The organism is Flavobacterium notoginsengisoli, from assembly GCF_042686225.1.
Lineage (GTDB): Bacteria > Bacteroidota > Bacteroidia > Flavobacteriales > Flavobacteriaceae > Flavobacterium > Flavobacterium notoginsengisoli.
Window position 1 is genome coordinate 24,568 of the sequence record NZ_JBHUOT010000003.1, and the last position, 21,744, is coordinate 46,311.

Annotated in this window: 15 protein-coding genes; 4 read left to right on the top strand and 11 right to left on the bottom strand. The window is 36.4% G+C overall.

Annotated elements, in window-relative coordinates; translation table 11 throughout:
- Nucleotides 1-50: 50 nt before the first annotated feature.
- Nucleotides 51-11,129 (bottom strand): PKD domain-containing protein, encoded by an 11,079-nt coding sequence (locus tag ACFS3A_RS08160; RefSeq protein ID WP_379824876.1) that lies wholly within the window; start codon nt 11,127-11,129, stop codon nt 51-53.
- A gap of 482 nt (nt 11,130-11,611) precedes the next feature.
- On the opposite strand from ACFS3A_RS08160, the gene ACFS3A_RS08165 reads away from it, so the two are divergent.
- The gene (locus ACFS3A_RS08165) at nt 11,612-11,998 is read left to right on the top strand and encodes a DoxX family protein (protein WP_379824878.1); all 387 of its coding nucleotides are present in this window, start codon (nt 11,612-11,614) and stop codon (nt 11,996-11,998) included.
- 158 nt (nt 11,999-12,156) lie between these two features.
- Here ACFS3A_RS08165 and ACFS3A_RS08170 read toward each other — a convergent pair whose 3' ends face one another.
- Both ACFS3A_RS08170 and ACFS3A_RS08175 read right to left on the bottom strand, forming a co-directional pair.
- Complete coding sequence (locus ACFS3A_RS08170; protein WP_379824879.1) at nt 12,157-13,359, bottom strand: FAD-dependent oxidoreductase; 1,203 nt, start codon at nt 13,357-13,359, stop codon at nt 12,157-12,159.
- A gap of 30 nt (nt 13,360-13,389) precedes the next feature.
- Entirely contained in the window at nt 13,390-14,148 is a 759-nt protein-coding gene (locus tag ACFS3A_RS08175; protein ID WP_379824881.1) for a helix-turn-helix domain-containing protein, read from the bottom strand.
- Between the two features lie 310 nt (nt 14,149-14,458).
- On the opposite strand from ACFS3A_RS08175, the gene ACFS3A_RS08180 reads away from it, so the two are divergent.
- Nucleotides 14,459-15,010: a hypothetical protein gene (locus ACFS3A_RS08180; RefSeq protein ID WP_379824883.1), complete on the top strand. Its 552-nt coding sequence runs from the start codon at nt 14,459-14,461 to the stop codon at nt 15,008-15,010.
- 48 nt (nt 15,011-15,058) lie between these two features.
- On the opposite strand, the gene ACFS3A_RS08185 is transcribed toward ACFS3A_RS08180, so the two are convergent.
- From ACFS3A_RS08185 to ACFS3A_RS08195, 3 genes are all read right to left on the bottom strand, one after another.
- On the bottom strand, nt 15,059-15,523 hold the full coding sequence (locus ACFS3A_RS08185) for a transposase (RefSeq protein ID WP_379824885.1): 465 nt from the start codon (nt 15,521-15,523) through the stop codon (nt 15,059-15,061).
- Nucleotides 15,524-15,657: 134 nt separating this feature from the next.
- Complete coding sequence (locus tag ACFS3A_RS08190; protein ID WP_144213615.1) at nt 15,658-16,035, bottom strand: hypothetical protein; 378 nt, start codon at nt 16,033-16,035, stop codon at nt 15,658-15,660.
- Between the two features lie 269 nt (nt 16,036-16,304).
- The gene (locus ACFS3A_RS08195) at nt 16,305-16,937 is read right to left on the bottom strand and encodes an NAD(P)H-dependent oxidoreductase (RefSeq protein WP_379824887.1); all 633 of its coding nucleotides are present in this window, start codon (nt 16,935-16,937) and stop codon (nt 16,305-16,307) included.
- A 109-nt stretch (nt 16,938-17,046) separates the two neighbouring features.
- Here ACFS3A_RS08195 and ACFS3A_RS08200 point away from each other — a divergent pair, with 109 nt between their 5' ends.
- Nucleotides 17,047-17,403, top strand: a complete 357-nt coding sequence (locus ACFS3A_RS08200) for a winged helix-turn-helix transcriptional regulator (RefSeq protein WP_379824888.1) — start codon at nt 17,047-17,049, stop codon at nt 17,401-17,403.
- A gap of 153 nt (nt 17,404-17,556) precedes the next feature.
- Here the strand turns inward: ACFS3A_RS08200 and ACFS3A_RS08205 are convergent, their stop codons facing one another.
- The 3 genes from ACFS3A_RS08205 to ACFS3A_RS08215 form a co-directional block, all read right to left on the bottom strand.
- Nucleotides 17,557-18,030 carry a MarR family winged helix-turn-helix transcriptional regulator gene (locus ACFS3A_RS08205; protein WP_379824889.1) on the bottom strand — a complete coding sequence of 158 codons (474 nt, stop codon included), beginning with the start codon at nt 18,028-18,030 and terminating at the stop codon, nt 17,557-17,559.
- A complete protein-coding gene (locus ACFS3A_RS08210) occupies nt 18,027-18,518 on the bottom strand; it encodes a GNAT family N-acetyltransferase (protein WP_379824890.1) in 492 nt (163 codons plus the stop codon). Before ACFS3A_RS08210 ends, ACFS3A_RS08205 begins: the two co-directional genes overlap by 4 nt.
- Before the next feature lie 192 nt (nt 18,519-18,710).
- On the bottom strand, nt 18,711-19,304 hold the full coding sequence (locus ACFS3A_RS08215) for a hypothetical protein (RefSeq protein ID WP_379824891.1): 594 nt from the start codon (nt 19,302-19,304) through the stop codon (nt 18,711-18,713).
- Nucleotides 19,305-19,520: 216 nt separating this feature from the next.
- On the opposite strand from ACFS3A_RS08215, the gene ACFS3A_RS08220 reads away from it, so the two are divergent.
- On the top strand, nt 19,521-20,414 hold the full coding sequence (locus ACFS3A_RS08220; RefSeq protein WP_379824892.1) for a YybH family protein: 894 nt from the start codon (nt 19,521-19,523) through the stop codon (nt 20,412-20,414).
- 269 nt (nt 20,415-20,683) lie between these two features.
- Here ACFS3A_RS08220 and ACFS3A_RS08225 read toward each other — a convergent pair whose 3' ends face one another.
- Together ACFS3A_RS08225 and ACFS3A_RS08230 are read right to left on the bottom strand one after the other, a co-directional pair.
- The gene (locus tag ACFS3A_RS08225) at nt 20,684-21,103 is read right to left on the bottom strand and encodes an arsenate reductase ArsC (RefSeq protein ID WP_379824894.1); all 420 of its coding nucleotides are present in this window, start codon (nt 21,101-21,103) and stop codon (nt 20,684-20,686) included.
- Between the two features lie 132 nt (nt 21,104-21,235).
- On the bottom strand, nt 21,236-21,706 hold the full coding sequence (locus tag ACFS3A_RS08230; protein WP_379824895.1) for a DUF6428 family protein: 471 nt from the start codon (nt 21,704-21,706) through the stop codon (nt 21,236-21,238).
- Nucleotides 21,707-21,744: the final 38 nt, after the last annotated feature.

Below are 21,744 nucleotides of genomic sequence, written 5' to 3' on the forward strand. Positions count from 1 at the left end.
CCAATTATTTTTGGTTAATCCTGATTTTAATTTTGTTTTTCTGAATGATTTTATTTCAGATAAATCCATCCGGAGGTTTTTTTAGATCCATCTCCTAAATCGAGAATATAGAAATAGGTGCCTTCGGGAAGCGTTTTGGCAGAACCGTCAGCTTTTCCGTCCCAAGTATTGTTATAGCCTTTTTTATAATATACCAGATTCCCCCAGCGGTTAAAGATCTCCAGTTGATTGTTTGGATATCTGTCTATACAGTCAATGTAGAAGAAGTCGTTCGTACCATCGTCATTTGGAGAAAACTCATTGTAAATTTTCAAACAATTTGGAGAAACGGTTGCACTGTCCTGATTGTTTGATGAATTGGTGTCAATCTGATCCAGTTTTATTAAATGAGCTGTATTTAAATAATCATTAAAGTCAACCACTTTTACGACAATCGTCAGCGTTTGTAAAGTACCACTATTGATTGATGGAATATTCCACAAACCGGTTTTAGCATCATAAGTTCCAGAAGAGAGCGTTGAACTGACAAAGGAATATCCTTTTGGAAGCAGATCCTGAACTTCTACATTCGTTGCCGTAATATTTCCAAAGTTTTCTGCTGTGATGGTAAAAGTTACCTGACTGTCCATAGGGACATCCGTTTGGTCTACTGCTTTGTTTATAGCTATATCGGTAGAAGGAATATTGATGAATTCAGAATCTTCGTCATCTTCACTTTGATCTCCGTTATCATTGTTTGGTTTACTATCCGGATCAAAATGATCACTGGCTGTTACCTGTGCAATATTAACATAATCCTCGCTTTCAAGTCCAAGCGGATTTGATACTGTTACCTGATAGGTTAAAGTGATACCACCTACAGGAACCGTTAGATTGACCCACTTTATTCTGTTATTACTAAAAATGCCGCCATTATTAATATTGGAAATGTTTTTATAACCAAGTGGTATGATATCTTCAACAGCAACTCCGGTAGCAATACTCGGTCCTTCGTTATTCAGTTGTAAGGTGAATGTTACGACTTCATTTACATTTGCATTTTTATTGTTGACCGTTTTTTCTAAGCTCAAATCGGCAATAGCGACTTTGATTTGTAAGCTGTCATAATCATCTTCTGTGGTAATTCCGTTGTTTGGAGTCGAATCAGGATCAGGAAGATTGCTGGCGATAACCTCAGTTGTATTGGTGTATTCACTTGCCACTCCTGATGGAGGATTAACTCGTGTATAAATATCTAACGATTGGTCTGTTCCGGCAGCAACATCGCCGGTGTTCCAAACTCCGGTAACGTAATTGTATAAGCCACTTGTAGGACTGCTCGTTAAATAGGTAAATCCCGGTGGCAGTAAGTCTTTAACCATTACGCCACTCGCATCAGCAGGACCATCGTTGGTAACCGTAACAGTAAAAATAACGGTTGAGCCAACATCATGAATAGCTGTTTCATTGAGTGCTGTTTTTTTAATAGATAAATCGGCCATTACAATAACAGGTGTTACAGAGATGCTGTCGTAATCATCTTCCGTAGTGATGCCGTTGCCGGGTGTACTATCAGGGTCAAATTCATCAGATGTCATAATTTCGGCAATGTTCAGATATTCATTTGAAGCACCAGTTGGACTTTTTACATTCACATTTAATAATAAAGTATGACTGTTTCCCGGCAGAATAATTCCCGGATTCCATTCGCCAGTGGAGCGGTCATAAGCTCCGGAAGTCGAATTGTAAAATATATAATCATAGCCTGATGGAAGTATATCTCTTACTGTTACTCCCGTGGCGATGCTAGGACCTGAGTTGGTTACGGTAATTGAGAATGTAATTTGTGATCCTACATTTGGTGTCAGAATATTATTAATTACCCTTTTCTCAATCGAAAGATCAGCTACTGCAGGAACCGGATTTAGTAAGATAGAACTCATATCGTCTTCACCGCTGACATTATTATTTGGCGTCGAGTCCGGATCTAATTCATTAGAAGCATATACTTCAGCTATATTTTGATAAACACCGGTAGTATTAACTTTTGCAGAGATTAGTAATGACTCAGAACCACCACTTGGAATTGATCCGATATCCCAGATTCCGGTGGTGTTAAAATATTGTCCGGCTGTTGAACTGTATACAATATAATCGTAGCCACTTGGTAATAAGTCTATCACTTTTACTCCTGTTGCAGTTTGTGGTCCACTGTTATTTACTGTTATTTCAAAAGTAATAGTTGCGCCAAATATTGGACTTAAATTACCTCCTATAACTGCTTTCGTAAGTGATAAATCGGCCATAGGGACAACTGGTGTTGTGATGGCTCTTGCATAATCATCTTCGGTAGTAACTCCGTTATTTGGAGTTGAATTTGGATCTGGAAGACTACTCGCGGTTACTTCGGCTGTATTGATGTAATTGCCTGCAGCCTTTACAATTGCTGTTAATTGAAGCGTTTGCGAATCGCCGTTTGCTAAAGAACCAATATTCCATTTACCGGTTGTACTAATATAAGTTCCTTTTGTAGCTGTAAAATTGCTAAATGTATAACCTGAAGGCAGTAAATCAGTAACTTCAACCCCAGTGGCATTTTGCGGACCTTTGTTTGTGATAATTATTTCAAAAGTTACAGCAGATCCAATTAACGGAGTGGTATTACTTACTGTTTTAATTAATGATAAATCTGCAGATTGTCCTAAAGGAGCAGTTGTAACGGTTGCATAATCATTTTCTGTTGGAACCCCATTTCCTGGAGTTGAATTTGGATCGGGCAGACTACTTGCGGTTACTTCAGCAATATTTTCATAATTTCCTGTCGGATTTACAATGGCAGTTATTCTTAATACTTGTGAATCTCCATTGGTAAAGGAACCAATTATCCATTTTCCTGTTACTGCATTATAAGTTCCTTTTGTAGTGCTGTAATTCACAAAAGTATAACCGGAAGGCAGTAAATCGGTCACTTCGACTCCAATAGTATTTTGAGGGCCGTTATTGGTTGCAATGATTTCAAAAATAACCGGTGAGCCTACCAATGGAGTAGTGTTATTTACTGTTTTGGTTAAAGTTAAATCAGCAGCTTGTGCATTTGGGGTGATTGTTGCTGTCCCATAATCATCTTCTGTGGTAATTCCATTATTTGGAGTAGAATCCGGATCAGGAAGTGTGCTGGCTGTTACTTCGGCAACGTTTACATAATTTCCTGTTGGATTTACCAAAGCCAGAATTTGCAAAGTTTCGGATTTTCCATTTACTAAATTGCCTACCGTCCATAATCCTGTTGCTGGATTATAAGTTCCTGTAGAAATCGTAAAATTAGAATAAATATAACCAGAAGGAAGTAAATCTGTAACGGTTACTCCCGAAGTATCCTGCGGGCCATTGTTTGTTACAACCACTTCAAAAGTAACTAGTGAACCTACTAATGGATTGGCGTTGTTTACCGTTTTAGTTAAAGATAAATCTGCAGTTTGTGCGGTTGGTATTATGGTAGCTGTTGCATAATCATTTTCTGTAATAACACCGTTTCCTGGTGTAGAGTTTGGATCCGAAAGATTTGATGCGCTTACTTCGGCTATATTTAGATAATCTCCGGTAGGATTTATAATGGCTGTAATTTGAAGTGTTTCTGATTCGCCATTAATCAAATTGCCAACATTCCATATTCCTGTAGTCGAATTATAAGTTCCTGTAGAAACAGTGAATCCACTAAAAGTATATCCGGAAGGCAATAAATCGGTTACCTGAACTCCTGTATTGTCCTGTGGACCATTATTGGTAACAACAACTGTAAAAGTAACCGGTGAACCTACTAACGCAGTAGTATTGTTTACGGCTTTAGTTAATGATAAATCGGAAGACAGAGTTATCGGAATAACCGTTGCGGTTCCGTAATCATCTTCAGATGTAATTCCATTGCTTGGAGTTGAATCGGGATCGGGTTGATTACTTGCGGTAACTTCTGCGTTATTGATATAATTTCCTAAAGCATTGACTAGGGCATTTATTTGTAAAGTGTAAGAAGTATTTTGCGTTATACTTCCAACGCTCCAAAGACCTGTTGTCGAATCGTAGCTTCCTGCTGTTGTATTGTAGGAAACATAAGTATATCCTGTTGGCAGTAAATCTGTAACTGTAACGCCGTCTGCCGTCTGTGGTCCGGAATTAGTTACCTGAATACTGAAGGTTACCTGTGAACCTACAAGAGGCATAGTATTATTTACCGTTTTTGTCAAAGATAAATCTGCAGCTGTTGCAATTGGAACTGTTACAGCTTCTGCATAATCGTCTTCTGTCGTAATTCCGTTGTTTGGAGTCGAATCAGGATCGGGCTGACTGCTTGCTGTAATTTCCGCGCTGTTAGTATAATTTCCAGTGGCATTCACTACAGCCGTTATTTGTAATGTATAAGAATCAGATACAGGGATATTTCCAACTGTCCAAAGACCGGTTCCCGAATTATAATTTCCTGTAGTAGCACTATAGGAAACGTATGTATAACCAGAAGGTAATAAATCGGTAACAGTAACACTATTTGCTTCTTGCGGTCCAGAATTCGTTACCTGAATACTGAAAGTTACCTGAGAACCTACAAGTGGAGTACCATTATTTACGGTTTTAGTAAGAGATAAATCTGCTGATGTTGGAATAGGAACAGTGGTTGCTGTTGCGTAATCGTCTTCAGTTGTACTTCCGTTGTTTGGAGTCGAATCAGGATCAGGCAGATTGGCAGCCGTTATTTCTGCAATATTGGTATAATTTCCTGTTGGGTTTACTGTTGCTATAAGCTGCAATGTTTCTGAATCTCCATTTACTAAATTACCTACAGTCCATAAACCAGTTGACGCATTATAAGTTCCAGTTGACGCCGTAAATCCCGCAAATGTATATCCTGACGGAAGCAAATCTGTAATTTGAACACCAAAGTTGTCCTGCGGGCCGTTATTAGTAACGACAATTTCAAAAGTAGCAAGTGAGCCAACCAAAGGTGTCGAATTGTTTACAGTTTTAGTCAATGATAAATCAGAAGACTGCTGAATTGGGGTAGTGGTTGCAGTTCCATAGTCATCTTCCGTTGTACTTCCGTTATTTGGAGTTGAATCTGGATCTGGAGTGTCGCTGTTGGTAACTTCGGCAATATTAATATAATCTCCTGTTGGATTTACGATTGCATTAATCTGTAAGGTTTCAGATTCACTGCTTTCGAGTATATCCAAAGTCCATAATCCTGTTGTACTGTCATAAGTTCCGCTTGTTGCATTAAAACTGCTGAAAGTGTAGCCGGAAGGCAGTAAATCGGTTACCTGAACTTGTGCTGCATCTTGCGGGCCGCTATTTGTTGTGATGATGGTAAAAGTTACGGTCGAACCTACTAAAGGAGTTGCATTACTTACGGTTTTAGTTAATGATAAATCTGCTGATGGAAGAACAGGTACAACAACGGCATTATCCTCATCGTCTTCGCTTTGATCTCCGTCATCATTGTTTGGGGTACTGTCAGGATCAGGAAGATTACTCGCAGTTACTTGAGCGACATTAAAATAATTTCCCGTTGGAAGTACTTTAACATCTAAAATAAGCGATTCTGAAACGCCCACATCAACTGTTCCTACGTTCCAAATTCCTGTAGCGCTGTCATACAAACCAGCAGATGAACTGTAATTTACGTATTGAAAACCTGAAGGCAGTAAATCGGTTATCTGAACTCCCGTAGCATTATTTGGACCAGCATTAGAAATAACAAGTTCAAAAGAAACCTGACTTCCAACGACAGGACTTGTATTGCCTGCAACAACATTTTTAACTAAGGATAAATCAGCAGATGGACCAATAAAAGTAATTTCTGTATTATCCTGATCGTCTTCTGAAGCTACATTGTTATTTGGTGTAGAATCAGGATCGGGTAAGTCACTGGCTGTTATTTGTGCGATATTAAGATAATTGCCTAACGGATTGACAAGTGCGCTAAAAGTCAGATTTACATTAGAATTGGCAGCAAGATATAAGTCTTTCCATTCTAAAGTAGCGGTAGCAACTTGATAAGTACCGCCTGTTGAAACTGATCCCGGAATGAGTGTATATCCAACCGGAATTACATCCTGCACATCAACTCCGGTTGCATTTCCAGGACCTCTGTTTAATACATTTAAAGTGAAATCGACTTGCTGTCCTGCTGCGGCAGAAGTTGGTGTTACAGATTTAGTAAGTTCTAAATCGGCTGGTTTTAATGAAACTGTAGCACTGGCCATATCGTCTTCAGGTAGTCCGTTTCCAGGAGTACTGTCAGGATCAAGCTGGTGTGCAGTTTGTATTTCTGCCACATTAATGTAATTGTTTCCTGTTGAAACTACATTCACTTTAGCAGTAATCTGTAAAGCAAGTGAGTTTCCGTTGTTTAAATTGCCAACATTCCAAATACCGGTAGTATTATTATATTTTCCGGCACCATTATCACTTACGTAAGTATATCCGGGAGGAAGATGGTCTGAAACTGTAATCCCTGTTGCATTATTAGGGCCACTGTTAGTTACTCTAATAGTAAATATAACATTGTCGTTTATACTAACCGTTGCAGGTGAAACTGTTTTTTGTAAAGATAAATCGGCAACATCTAATATTATAGAAGCATCATCCTGATCGTCCTCGGTCGCAATATTATTATTCGGTGTACTATCAGGGTCAAATTGATCTGAAGCTATAATTTCGGCATTATTAACATAAGAACCTGTGGCTTTTATTAAGGCTTGAAAAGTGAGAGTAACTCTTCCGCCAACAGGAACCGTAAGGTTATTCCAGGTCACAGTATTATCTCCTAAATTATAAATACCGGCCAGATTAACTGTACCTGGTAATATGGTATATCCGGACGGAATATAATCACGTACTGAAACACCAGTTGCAGTTACGGTTCCGCCTAAAGAATTATTGTTAAATACCTGAATGTTAAAAGTAACTGTATCTCCGGCACTTCCTGTAACTGGAGTTAGTGATTTAGTTAATTCAAGATCGGCCACAGACAATATGGTTAATGTCATGGTATCTGATGAAATCGCACAATTTCCATTACTCACCGTCCATTGTAGCACATAAACTCCAGACACAGTTCCTGTAACCGCTGTAGTAGGAGAGCTGGCATCTGTAAACCCGACAAGACTTGGCCCCGAAACTTGCGTCCAAATTCCTGTACCAACTGTCGGAGCAATTGCATTCATGTTTACAGGAGAAAACTGCGGAATTATTTGATTTGGACCTGCATTGGCAGTTGATGGTAAATCATAAATCGTAATGATTACTCTGTCTTCAGAAGTACATCCTGTAGTTGCAATGGTCCAGCTAAATTCATAAGTACCAGCAATTAATCCTAACATTAAAGAGTTTGGATTGTTTGGAGATGCTATTGTAGCTGTATTTGGTCCCGAAATCTGAGTCCATGTTCCCGTTCCAATACTAGGAGTATTAGCTGCCATACTTACTGAGGCAACATCACATAATTCCTGATCAGGTCCGGCATTTGCAACTGTCGGAGGATCGTCATTGAAAGTGATATCAACAGTATCCGAAGAGGGCTGACACAATGATGGGCTTGTAAATGGACCGTTTGTAACAGTCCACGTTAATGTGTATGTACCTAAAACAGTAACATTTGAAAGGGTTGTCGTTGGACTGTTAGGACTGTCTATCACGGCTACAGCTCCCGCAGGTTGACTAGTGATGGTCCATGTTCCGATACCAACAGTTGGTGGTACGGCATCTGTCTGATAGGTAGTTTGACAAGCTACGGCATCATCTGGTCCTGCATTGGCGGTACTTGGTGCTGCGTTCATTTCTATTCTGACAATATCGGACAATGTTCTACATGATGGACTTTCAAAAACCCATTCTAAAATATATAACCCCGGCACCGTTAATCCCGTAACAGTAGTCAAGGGAGCACTAGGAGTTGTGATTACAGCTACACTTCCCGGCGGTTGAAAGGCAAAACGCCATTCAAAAACAGAAACATCAGCAGGAGGAGTATTTCCTGACAAGGTAGCAGTTCCTCCAACATCAGAAATACAAAGTGTTTGGTCTGGACCAGCATTTGGCGGAATACTTGCTCCGCTGAAAATTTCAACATTAACAGAATCAGATGATCCAGGACAAGTAGAACTGTCAGGAAAAGTTGTTGAGGTAGTCGTATAGGTAAAAACATAACTCGTTCCAGGGACTACAGTGGCATTTGCGATATAGCTGTTAGGCGGTGATTGTGTAATGGTGACGGCTGCAGGGTTTCCAGAAGTACTCGTAAGAGTCCATGTTCCGGTTGAGTTTTCATTTCCTTTCAACTGAATACTGGTTACATCACAATACGTTTGATCTGTTCCCGCATTTGCTGTTGGACTAACTACAACCACCATATCGTCAAAAGTACCTTGGCACAAGAAAATACTTTTAGCAGTAACTGTCCATCTAAATGTATAAGTACCCGCTATGAGTCCGTTAATTACAGTATTCGGATTGGTTGCATCAACAATAGTAGGCTGATTTGGAGCTCCTGTTAAAACAGACCATTGTCCTGTTTCAAAAAAGCTGTCGTAAGTACTGCCTGCCATTGTCACGCTAGTATTGTTACAAATGTTTTGATCTGGACCAGCAACAGCTTGATGAGGAGGGATTCCGATAGTTAAGTTAACATCGTCAAAAGCTTCACCGCAGACTTCAGCATCTACTGTCCATCTAAAAATATAATAACCGCTGTAAGTAAAAGTAAAAACGGCATTAGGATCGTGTATATCACTTATGGTATAACCACCGACACCAGAAATTCTTGTCCAGGTTCCAACTGCACCGCTGCTTGTTGTGGCAGCCATTGTAACGGTGCTACCGCAGATTTCCTGATCGGGCCCCGCATTTGCAGCAGGCGGAGTGTTAGCGATGGTAACGGAGACCTGACTTGTATTAGGCGCACACAGTCTTGTAATAGTTTCTATAGACCAGGTGAAAACATAAGTTCCGTTTCCGGGAACGGTTACTAAAGTGTTTGGATCACTAGTATCGGCAAAAACAACTCCCGCGGTTGGAGTAACAGACCAAAGTCCTACTTCAAATATTCCTGGAGTATTTCCACTCAGATTGAATGAAGTTGTTCCTGCTGGATAACAGGCATCAGGCCCTGCATCAGAAGTTGAGGCTGCTGTAGCATTATTGGTAGCAATATTTACATTATCAGAAACGGCAGCACTACAGGAAGGACCTGGATGAAGATAAGAGATGGTCCACTGTAATTCATATAAAGATGAGTTGGATGTAAAACCAGTGGCTACAGCATTTGGATTATTGACATCTGAAAAAGTAATTGTACTTGGTCCCGAGACTTGACTCCAGGCACCAACTTCTCCACTTTGTACAGGTGTCGCGCCAAGAACTACCTGAGCATTAGCACAAACAATCTGATTTGATCCTGCATCTGGTGTAGCTAATGAACTTCCCGAAACATGAATTGTTACAGTAGAAACCGAAAAACCGCAGGTTGCACCGCCACCTTTTGTAATATATTGAAAAACATAAGTTCCGGGAATAAGCCCTGTTACTTGTGTATCTACGGCAAAATTATCAGCAATTACCGCCGTATTAGGACCGCTTAGCTGACTCCAAAAATGCATGCCGTCACCTGTAATAACACCAGAAAGCAATGTGCTTGTATCTCCACAAGGCAGACTTATATCAGATCCGGCATTGGAAGGAGTTGGATCACCGGAAACCAGAATATTCAAGGTGTCAAAACCCTTATCACATCCAACAGGTGTGCCATTCTGACTTCGTATAAATTCAACCGTATAGTCTCCAGGAGCTGTAAGTGTTAGGGTTAATGAATTTCCCACATCTTGCAAAGCCGTTGGAAAAGGAGCTAGAGGAGAAGTAGAAGGACCGTTGACAATCCTGTATTGATTTACGCCTGTTCCTGTTACAGTAAGCGGAATCGTAAATACTGTAGCATCACAGCTTCCAACAATATCATTACCATTATTGGCAACAATAGTTCTTGTAGGGCCATTATATTGAATATTGTAATCTTTTGTAAAAATACAGCCTGTATTACTATTTGTAAGTGTATATCTAAATGTATAAGGATCACCAGAATCTGAAATATTAGTAACCAAAGTTGTCGGATTGGTTGGTGAAACAATAATGGCACTTGTGTTTCCGGCGATCTGTGTCCATTGTACAGTTTCGCCGGCGTAAAGAGGCGTTTGCGCTACCAAGGTAGCCTGAGTAATAGTATTGTCACAAAAGAAAATATTCTCATCGCCTCCCGGTAATGTTGTGACATCTTGCGTTGCTGCAGGAACAGTGATAGTTACTAAATCATTTCCCGAAGCACAAGGTCCTGTAACTGTCCATCTAAAAGTATATGTACCTTGTACAAGATTAGAAATCGGTGTATTATTAGAACCCGGACTGCTTATAATTGGTGTATTTGGGCCACTGACAAATGCCCATTGCCCATTTTGTCCGTTTAGACCGCATCCTCCATAAGTACCATTAAGGTTAGTACTTTGAGTAGTAGTGTAACAATTACTAAGCGTTTGATCTGGACCTGCCGATACTGGAGTAACACCTCCATAATTTGTTACAGTAATTTGAGACGTAGTCCTACAGCGTTGTCCAGGGGCGTATTCAGCGCCTTCTATTACCCATTGAAGAGTTGTTACACCACAGCTCGTCGCAGGAAGGCTTATTGTTGAGGTTGGTAAATTTGGAAAGTTAATTACAACCCCTGCATTGTTGGCGCCTACTATTTCCCAATGACCTGTTTCTCCCGTGTTTTGGGGAGTATTTGCTGTAATAGATAAGTTTCCGGTACTATTTGGACAACTGGCAATATTACCGCCGGCATTAGCAATTGTTATAGGCTGAACGTTTACTACTTTATCCTGATAGGCTAAAATTCCATCGCCGCAGGTTGCACTGTATCTAAATATATATGTATTTCCTCCTGTATATCCTGTAATTGTTGTGCTTGGACTATTTGGAGTATCAATAACAACTGCCGGACCTGAAATTTGTGTCCATAATACATTGCCTATTATAGGAGAAGGATTATTTCCGGTTAAAACCAATGCATCGGTTTCGCAAATGGTGACATTAAGTACTCCCGCATTCACAGTACAATTTTGAGCACTTATTTTACTAATGTGTAAGACCAATAAAATAAATGCTAAAAAAAGTTTTTTGGAAAAATTACGAAAAGTCGAAGAAACGTAAAATTGAGCCATAAGCAATCAGAATAAAAAAGGCGCTATCATTAATTTTGAAAGCCACCTTAAATTAATAAATTGGGTTATGTATTAATTCGGAGTGAGGTCAAGAAAGAATTATAGGGGTACCTCAAAATTAACGAATGTAGGCTATAGGGTTAGCCGTTTCGATGTTGCATATTATAAAATGAAACAAGAAAATGCATATTGAAACAACTATAAAGTAAAAAATATCTCACATTTTAACTTTTAAGACAGCATTTCGTCGGGTTTAGATGAATGTTGGTTGAAAATGGCTTTAAATTAAATAGTTAGATCAATTGTATTATTTTGTAGATTAGTATCATTACAAAACCTAATTAGTATATTAATTTTAAAACTAGATTGTTATGATTTCAAAAAACACAGATTTTGGATTATTAGTATTGCGTATTAGTATTGGAGGCTTGATGCTTTTTCATGGTGTATCAAAAATTTTGCACGGAATTTCATTCCTTGTAGAAAATATGGGAGCGTTTGCTTATGCTGTTTACATTGGAGAAGTTTTGGCGCCATTGGCCATTTTATTTGGATGGAGAACCAGAATTGCTTCGGTAATTTTAGCAATCAATTGTATTGTAGCAATTGCTGTAGCACATTCAAAAGATATCTTTTCAATTGGAGAACAAGGCGGATATGCAAACGAATTAATAACACTTTATCTTTTAGGTGCCATTGCATTATTTTTTACGGGTGCAGGAAAATATGCAATCTCAAGTACTAATAAATGGGATTGATCTTACTATAAAACAAAACAGAAAAGCTCTAAATCACTGTATTTAGGGCTTTTTTTAAAATTAGATGTTAAATTAAGATACATTCATCTTTAAAAATCTGTTTTTGAGATACTTGTAAATTTAATTAAAATAAATGTAAGTTCTTGTAATAAAGGTTTTTAATCTTTGTATCTTCTTTCGAAAATGCTAACTAATCTTTCCAATGCTTCTTTAGAATGCAGCTGGTCACTATTTTCTAAAGTGTCTTTTGTTGCTTCTGAAGCTCTTTCGATCATTCTTTTTTCAAAATGAGAAATTGCGGTTTTACGATCAGTAAATTGGTCATTTGTTAGAAATTCAGCCAATTCAAGTGCGTCAAGCATAGCAAGATTCGCACCTTTACCGGCAAATGGAGGCATTCTATGTGCTGCGTCTCCAATCATAGTTACGTTGCTTTGAGTTTCCCAAGTTTGATTTAGAGGGAAATAATATTGAGGACGCGGTATAAAATACAATTCTTTAGCTGTCAGAAGTTCATGCCATTCTGAACTCCAGTCTTTATAAACTTTTTTAAACCACTCATAAACAGCTTCATTGTTTTTGAAATCTAAATTTCCTTCCCAAATCCAGTTTTCGGGTAATTTACAGCTTAGCAGAAACATAAGAGAACCATCTCCCTTAGTACCGTACAGTAAGCTTTGTTCATTTCCAAAAGCCAGTACTTTGCCGCCTTTAGAAAAATTGAAAAGATTCGGTGCATTTTCCTCAGCATTGTAAATGGTTCCTTCAATTAAAGTAATTCCCGAATAAATAGGTTTCTCTGCACTTATATAAGGGCGAACTTTAGAATTTGCCCCATCGGCTGCAATAACTATATCGGCATAAGCGGTCGAACCGTTTTTAAAATGTAGTTTCCAGCCTTCTTTTTCTCTTTCCATAAAATCAAACTGACAGTCCCAAACCATTGTTTCGGGTAAAAGGGAATTTAGAAGGATGTTTCTAAGTTCAAAGCGGTCAATTTCTGGTTTTGGTTTTGAAATATCGTCAAGCGAATTTATTACAGTATTTAATTTCTTATGATACTGCTTTTCCTGAAAGGCATGTTCATCAAACTGTAGTTCAAAATCTTTAGTTACAATACGTGCTTTACTCGCGTTAGAACGGACATTAGCATAGAATTCATTTAATAAATCGGCTTCGATTATGGCTTTCAAACCTGAATCTTCATGTAAATCGAGCGGAGAACCTTGTATTCGAATTTCTTTATTTAAATCTCTTTCATAAACCTTTACATTGCTGTTTTTCAGCTGTAAAAGCCGGGCTAAAGTTAAACCGCCCATTCCACCGCCAATAATGGCGACTTGTTTATTTTGTAAAAGCATAGTTTTTTGTTTTAAATCTATGCCGCAAAATTATTGAGACGAAAGTGCCGATAATAGTATAAATCGGTCATTTTTGTTTTGGAACAATTCTTTCGGAAGCGAACCTGAAATCTTTTTAATTTCTTTAATAAAATGAGTCTGGTCTGAAAAATTTTCTTCCGGAAACAATTTTCCCTTTGCTATATGTTCCAATGAAATACGAAAACGAAGAATAGAGCAAAATCCTTTCAATGAAATTCCAAAATATTCAGTAAAATAGCGATTGATCTGTCGGCTGCTCCAGTTCGATTGCTCTGCTAATTCTTTTACTGTCATAGCGCCATTAGTTTCATAGATGAGGTTGAATAGTTTTTGTTTTCGGCTATCGATCTCTTTAACTAATAAAGATTCTATTTTCATTGAAGCTTTTTCGCAGAATAAGTCAAAATCTTCTAAATCAGATTCTTTAAAATCCCAAAAATGATCTTCGAGTATTTTTGCTTCGTTTACAATTGCCGAAATGGACTCATGAAGAATATATTCTACGGCAGGAAGTTTAAAACTTATAACAAAAGTCTGGCTGTTGGCAGGAATTTTTCCCTTTTCGTATTGATGTGTTCCCAAACCTAAAAGCCGAATACTAAAAGGCTGTTCAGGAGACTGAAATAAAGACAAATCAATTCTGCCGTCCGGAAGACCAATTGTTTCAATATCCCGATTTGATTTATTGTGCATACACCAAAAACTATCGACAAATAGCGAAAGATCTTTGTTGGGCTTTTTGGATTTGTAGGCTAAATCATTATGCATTCGTTAAATTTTAAAGCGAAATTAAACAAATTAGTATTCATTAATTTAAAGTTTGATCACTCTTAGACGGCTTATAAAGGCATTTCGAATGTAATAAAAATTACGATGAAAAACTTAACATTGGGTAATGTGTTGGTTTTTAGTTGTTTGAAGTAGGTTTTTTGGTGACATGAAAAACTTAACATTGGCGAATGTGTTTTTCAATCTATCTTTGTTTATTATTTTTTGATGTTAATTTAATGATTTAATAACATTAAAAATTAGTTTATTCAAAAATAAATTTAATCAATTTCTTAAAATTAACAGAATAATGGCAAAAGAAGTGCTTACTAATGAAATCGAGCAAGAGGTAGAAGCTGTTCCAGTTATCTCTAGTGAAGAAAACGAGCAAAAAGATACTCCGGCTCAAGAAACAGAATCAGTTGTAACTGATGCTCCAGAATCTAAAACGAAAGTAAAAAGAGCTCCAAGAAAAACAGTAGAAAAAGAAGCTGTTGTTATAGAAGAGGTAGAAGAGCAAGAAAAAACAGAAGAGGTTGAAGAAGCTGTTTCGTCTGAGATCGAAGAAGAAGCAGTAGAAGAGAATGAAGATAAATCTAAAAAGAAAAGTAAAAAGATGAAAGAAAAAGAGAAAAAACAGGTAGCTGAGAAAAAAGAAAAATTGAAAAAGAAAAAAGCTGCCGTAGCTAAGAGAAAAGAAAAAGCGAAAGATAAAAAGAAGGAAAAAGCTAAAAAAGCAAAACTTAAAGCAAAAGCTAAAAAGAAAGACAAAGCTAAAAAAGCAAAAGATAAAGCAAAAGCGAAAAAGATTGCTAAGAAAAAAGCGAAAAGAACTAAAGCTAAAAAGAATAAGAAAAAATAGTTTTACAATTAAATAGGATAGCAAAACTATTTAGATCAAAAAGTGCCTCTAATTGGAGGCACTTTTTGTTTTTTTCTTTAACATCAGCGTGTCTATTTTTTGAAGAAATTCAGGATCAAACTGAGAATAGGCTCTTAATCTGTATTTTTCATCCCTAATTTTCATGACCAAACGTATTTTTTGCACCATTAGCCAGATGGGTTCATATCTTTTGTGTCCTAATAAATATTGAATTTTAAGAATTGACATTTTTCTATGCGATAAAGTCATTAATTCGATACAGATCATCCAGTATCGTATGGGAAGATTGGAATTTTCCATTACCGTTCCGGATCTTAAACTAATACGGTTGCGGCATTTACGACACTGAAATTTTAAATCATTTTGTCTGAAGGAGTGGGTGTCATGTCCACATTTATTACAAATGATGCCATTTTGTAAACGCTGTTTTTTAAGCTCTTCAATACAGGTAGCTTCATCGTGATATTTTTCGAAATACGCGCGTAATTCCATTTGTCGTTTGGGGTCGTTTGGTTCCCGAAATATAAAATATTTTGAAGAAATGAAAAGAACTATTTTGTGAAAAAATAAAAAAGGAATATTCAATCTGAATATTCCTCTCTATCAGGGTAATAAAAATACGGGTACTACAGTTTTGTTGCGATTTCTTTTTTGTACTTATTTAAAATCGATTTTGTCATACCTAAATTAGCTTTAGTAGAATCTACAGCTAAATAAATAAAGTATTGTTGATTGTCAGAAACGTCAATAATGTGTATCTGAGAGCTCAGTGTAATCATAACATTGTCCACAACCTGGCCTTGTAAATTAAGAGCCTTGATAGCATTCATTTTTGCTTTAACCACTTCAAGGTTGTAGGCTGATGCTAATTCAGGATCAAAATCTGCAACAACAGACTGAGAGTAGTATGACATACCGCTTGCGATTTCAGCTACAGATACAGCGATAAAACCCGGGACGTTTTTTTTTAGGTCTTCACCAAATTGAGTTAAAAAATCAGACATAGTGCTAGAATTTTAATGTGTTGTAATTAGAATGAATTGTTTTGGATCAGACAAAATTAGCTATACAATATTATTTAATTATCCGCTTTTTGTACCTTTTTTGGGTTAACTGATAAAATTAACACTATCTGATTTTTATCTAATTTCATGATTTTTTGAATTTGGATTAATTAAGAGTTCAAAATGAAATATTTAAAAGAAAAATGCTTCTGAAAAAGCATATTCAGCAATTTCAGAAGCATTTTTAACAAAGTGAAAAATTTAATTTTTTACTTGATTTCTGTGATAAATTCGTCCTGTGGAGTTCTTACTTTTTTAAGGTTTACCAACCAGTCGCCCGCTTCGTCTCTGTAACCAAGAGGAAGAATCAAAACGCTTTTAAGTCCTTGCTCGCTTAAACCTAAAAGTTTATCAACTTCAGCCGGAATAAAACCTTCCATTGGAGTAGCATCTACCTTTTGTTCAGCTGCTGCAGCAACAGCTGTTCCAAGCGAAATATAAGCTTGTCTTCCAGCATGGTTTGCGTGCCATTCCTGACCAAGAGGTTCGTACATTCCCCAAAGTCTTTGTTTGTATTCGTCCATTGCACTTGCAGGAATACCTCTTTCTGCAGTTGTTCTTTCAAATACGGCAGAGATTCTTTCTAAACTATATCCGTCCCAGGCAGCCCAGATTAAAACGTGAGAAGCATCTGTAACCTGACTTTGGTCAAAACTTACTGCTCTAATTTTTTCTTTTAAATCTTGATTTGTGATTACAAAAATTTTGTATGGCTGTAATCCAGATGAAGATGGAGCTAGTTTTGCTGCTTCTAAAATATAATCTACTTTTTCTTGCGGAACCACTTGTCCGTTCATTTTTTTTGTAGCGTAACGCCAATTCAATGCTTCTATTAAGGCCATTTTTTTTCTAGTGTTTAAAATAATAATTCAAATGTAAAAACTTTAAGTGTATTTTTGTCATCCAATTACCAAAAGTAACTGTAACATCGAGGTAACTAACAGACACAGTATGATAAAAGAGGCTTTACACGATAAGACAACATGCAATCAAAGATTATTAGCCGTTCAGGATGCAATGGATGTGCTGAATGGAAGATGGAAAATTGCCATAATCGCATCATTATGTTTCAACACTTTAAGATTCACTGATCTTTTACGCGAAGTAGAAGGAATTTCTGGTAAAATGCTAAGCAGGGAACTGAAAAATCTGGAAGAAAATCAATTGGTTACCAGAACGGTTTTAAATACACAGCCTATTACCGTAGAATATGAACTTACGCCATACGGACATACCTTAAAAGAAGTGATTGATTCTCTGGCGAAATGGGGAACAAAACACCGAAAAAAGATTACGGGAAGAGAGTAAATTGAAAAAAGGTTTTAATTTGATTTTAATATATACAGCTAGATTTTAAAATCTCATTTTATCTGCTAATCTGCTATCCCGATAGCTATCGGGAGCGTGAAAAAATTTTTCCCGCAGATTTTGCTGATTCAGCGGATATTTTAAAAGCTAAACTTAGCCTTTCAATTCTAAGGCCCTTTGAAAAAATCCCTGACGTGTTAGGTTTTCTTCGGCCTCTTCAATTGCTTTTAAGAGATTGTTCTGAGTATTCGTAATTTCATTAAGCGCTTTGGACATAATTTCCCAGACGGGCTGCATTTTTACTACTAATTCTTTCCCTTTTGCTGTTAACACAATCAGTCTTTTGCGTTCATCGAGTTTGTCTTTTTTAGAACTGGTGATTTTTTGCTTTTCTAATTCCTTTAATAAACTGATTGTGGAAGGATGGCTGTAACCGATTTCATTGGCAATTTCGACAACGCTCAGCATTTCTTTTACATGCAAAGTATAAATTACAGGAAACCATTTTGGTTCAAAATCAATATTATTATAAGCATAAATCTGTGCGCCGTCTTTGCGTAACTGTTCGCTCAAACGCTGCAATCGGGTAGATATGGCAAGTATGCCGATTTCGTCAATTATATTCATTTTGTTGGTTTTAAAGTCAATTGGCAGAATACATTATCAGGCTTCATTAATGGAAAATCATTTGGAAGTGCTTCCTTTGGAATTGTGATGAAACCATTCTTTTCATAAAAGCGCAATGCTGCCTGTAAGATAGAAACCGTTCCTAAATATAAGTTTTTAATTCCGTTATCCTGGCTGTAAGCAATCAATTCTTCCAGTAATTTCTGGGCAATACCAAATTCTTTTCCTCTAAATTCTTTCCTTACAAACATTTTTCTAATAGCTCCAGCTTCAGGATTAAATTTTACTAAAGCAATAGTTCCAACTAATTTATCATTGATAAATGCGCCAAGAAAAATACCGCCCGGCTTAAAATAGAAATTCTTAATATCCAATAAATCCGGCTGATCTTCTAAAGTCACAGGAACATTAAATTCTTTTTGCTGAATGTTTAATATTAAGTCTACGATTTCTTTTTCGTACTCGTTTTGTATAGGTTGAATTTGCATTTTATTTCTAATAATTAAATATGAGTACAAAACTACGTAGTTGACTACATATATACAAATAAAAAACTGCTGAAGACAGCAGTTTTAAGTGTTTTTTATGATTTTTAAAGTTTAGCTATGTGTTTTATTAAAAGTGAAACGCCTTCTATAAAGCTATAAAATCTATGTCTCTATGTGTTTAAAAAGAAAAGCTTATTCTTTAACCAAAACAATAACAGCCTTATAACCCGTTCCAACATTCCATTCGCTTGACGAAATAACCTGACCTTTATCGTCATAAACTTTAAATTCCGCTGTGTTTGGAGAAGCAAAACCTTCGTTCAACGCTTCAATATCAATTTTGTTGATTCCTTTTTCCAGATTTATTTTCACGCTTTTAAAATCGCCAGTTAGAAAAACTTCTGGTTCAATCACTTTATCGTTCAAATATACTTTTACTTTATCGCCATCAACAAAAGCAGCATCTCGATACATAATGGTAGAAGTAACTGCAGTGGTATTGAAGTTTCCTAAAAACTGATTTCTTCTGTAAAAAATACCCTCGACATTTGATTCTTGTTTGTATCGGTTGGTATCTTTAAAAAGCTCATCCGGATTCACCTGCAACGGTGCTGGTTTCTCTATTGGTGCAGGCGGATTTTCTTTTGGAGCTGCTTCTTTAGGCGGTACAACTTCTTTTTTTTCGGTATTTTTTGGCGGAATGGCTTTGAATTTACTGTTTAACTCCTGAGCATAAATCTGCCCTGAGAAACAAGCAATGGCAGTTATTAAAAATATTTTTTTCATGTTTTATATATTAATCTTGGGGATATTGATTATTAAAAGATTAGACTAATTAGATCTTTATATATAAACATTTTATCAAAACAATTATTGCCTTCTTATGTATTTTTTGTCTAAAAATTAACGTATTTTATTGTTTTTTATAAATTGAATTTTTGTTTTTAAATTAATGATTTTCAGTGTTTTATGTTTATATTTGAATAAATAAAACGAACTGTTATGAAATTGAGTTTTACCTTTTTTCTTTTGGCAATTGGCATGTTTGCTCAGGAGAGCAGAATCAATGCTAATATTCGTAAACAGATTGAAGAATATAACGCTTCTTTTGCTTCTTCCTTCATTAATAAAAAAACAGAAGATCTGATGAAATCTTATACCGATCAATCGATTTTGATGCCGGAACACAGCAGGCAGAGAATCGGTAAAAAAGAGATTGTCGATTTCTATAAACAATGGAAAACCCAAGCCGTCATTACTTCCTATCAAAAAGAAATTGTTGACCTGCAAGATTTTGGAAATTATATTCTTGAAATTGGAACTTTTAATGAAGATCTCAATGTTAAAGAACAAAAACCTTATAGCTATTCTGGAAAATATATGGTTTTGTGGAAGAAATCTTCCATGACAATTGCGTCAGAAATATGGGGATCCAACACTTATTTTGACGATAAACTGATTCCGGAAATTGATGATAGTGCCGTTTCTCCAACTCAGGAAGATACAGCTTCGGATAAGCTTACACTGGAAGTAAAAGAACGAAATGATAAGATTAAAGAATTGGTTCAAAAAAGGCTAGGAGAGGAGCATGCTAAAATGTTCCTGCCAAATGCGATGTATTTAACGTATTACACGCCAATCCTTTCAGGAGAAAAAGAGATAACGCCTTATTTTACAGAACATGAAAAGCCTGGAACTTTAGTCATTGAACAGATTTCAATTAAAACTTCAGGAATTATTTTTGCACAAAAAGCAATTGTAGAATTCGGTTTTTACAGCGTAGATTGGAAAGATGGTGACAGCAAAGGCAATGTAAAAGGAAAAAGCATGAATGTCTGGCAAAAGAATGATAGTGGAGAATTGATGCTTTTTAGACAAATGGTAAATCATGATTGATTGAAATAAGTAATATCAAAAGTTTAGTTTTTTGATTAAGTAATATTTGTAATAGAAATATAAGCAAAAGCCCCAGCGGGGTAAAATATTTATAGAAATCCAATTAAGGAAATGAAAAAAAAGCTCCAGCGGAGCGACATATTTTTTACAATTTATAATATATGTCGCTCCGCTGGAGCTTAGGTTATAGATGTTTTTTTTTTTTTCTATAAATATTGCGCTTCTCCGAAGCTTAAAAAAATGGTTAACTCCTCTCTTTTGTAGTTTTTTTACTTTAAATTATTGTCAACAAAAGTCCTGCAATATTCTTTTATAAGATTTCTAACGTTTCTAAATTGTTCTTCTATTTCAGAATCTGTTCCCGTTGCTTTGGCAGGATCGGGAAAATTGTAATGAAATTTTTGTGCCTTAGTTGGAAAAAACGGACATCTTTCTTTGGCATTGTCACAAACCGTAATAACATAATCAAAATCAATATTATAGTATTCGTCAATGTTATTTGAAGTGTGATTCGAAATGTCAATTCCATCTTCTTTCATAATAGAAATGGCTTTCGGATTTACGCCGTGTGTTTCTACACCAGCGCTGTAAACCAACGCTTTATTACCTGCAAAATCCCTCATATAGCCTTCTGCAATCTGGCTTCTGCAACTATTTCCGGTACACAATATTAGTATTTTCTTTTCCATAATTTAAACGAACAGCCAAATTATATTGATGATGCAGAATTTTGGATCGAATCCAAAAATAAGCTGTAACAACATAACAGAGCTGGTAATAATAATTGGTTTTTTATATTGAATAATTTTGACTTTCATTTCTTAACAGCGTCCTGAATCTGGCGTACAACAAGAAGCATTATCCTGTAATCCTCTTAAGGCTATTTTTTGTTTTTCAGCGGGAATCCCGCACGAATCCTGAGCTAAACAAGCTGTTGTTTTGTTTTTAAGAACAAAGTTTTTTCCGTTAAAATCCAAATCATATTTCCCGATGGTTTGGTTTTGGTATTCTACTTCGATTTCAAGATTTTTAATACCCAGTTTATCTTCAGAAAGCTGAATAATATGCAATAATTTGTTTGGTTTTAAGCGATGCTCAAAATCGTCAGCATTCCAAAGCTGAAAATTTACCACTTCTTCATTCCTAATTACACCACCGCAATCAATAAAATTTTTAGTAATCATTCCGACTTCCGTTACATGGAAATGTTCGGGAACAAAAGTTCCGTTCTCCAATTGAAATTCAACATTTTCTAATGTGGGTAAAATTTCTTTAATTTCTGATAGTTTCATATTATTTATATTTGTTAATTGCAATATTACGATATATG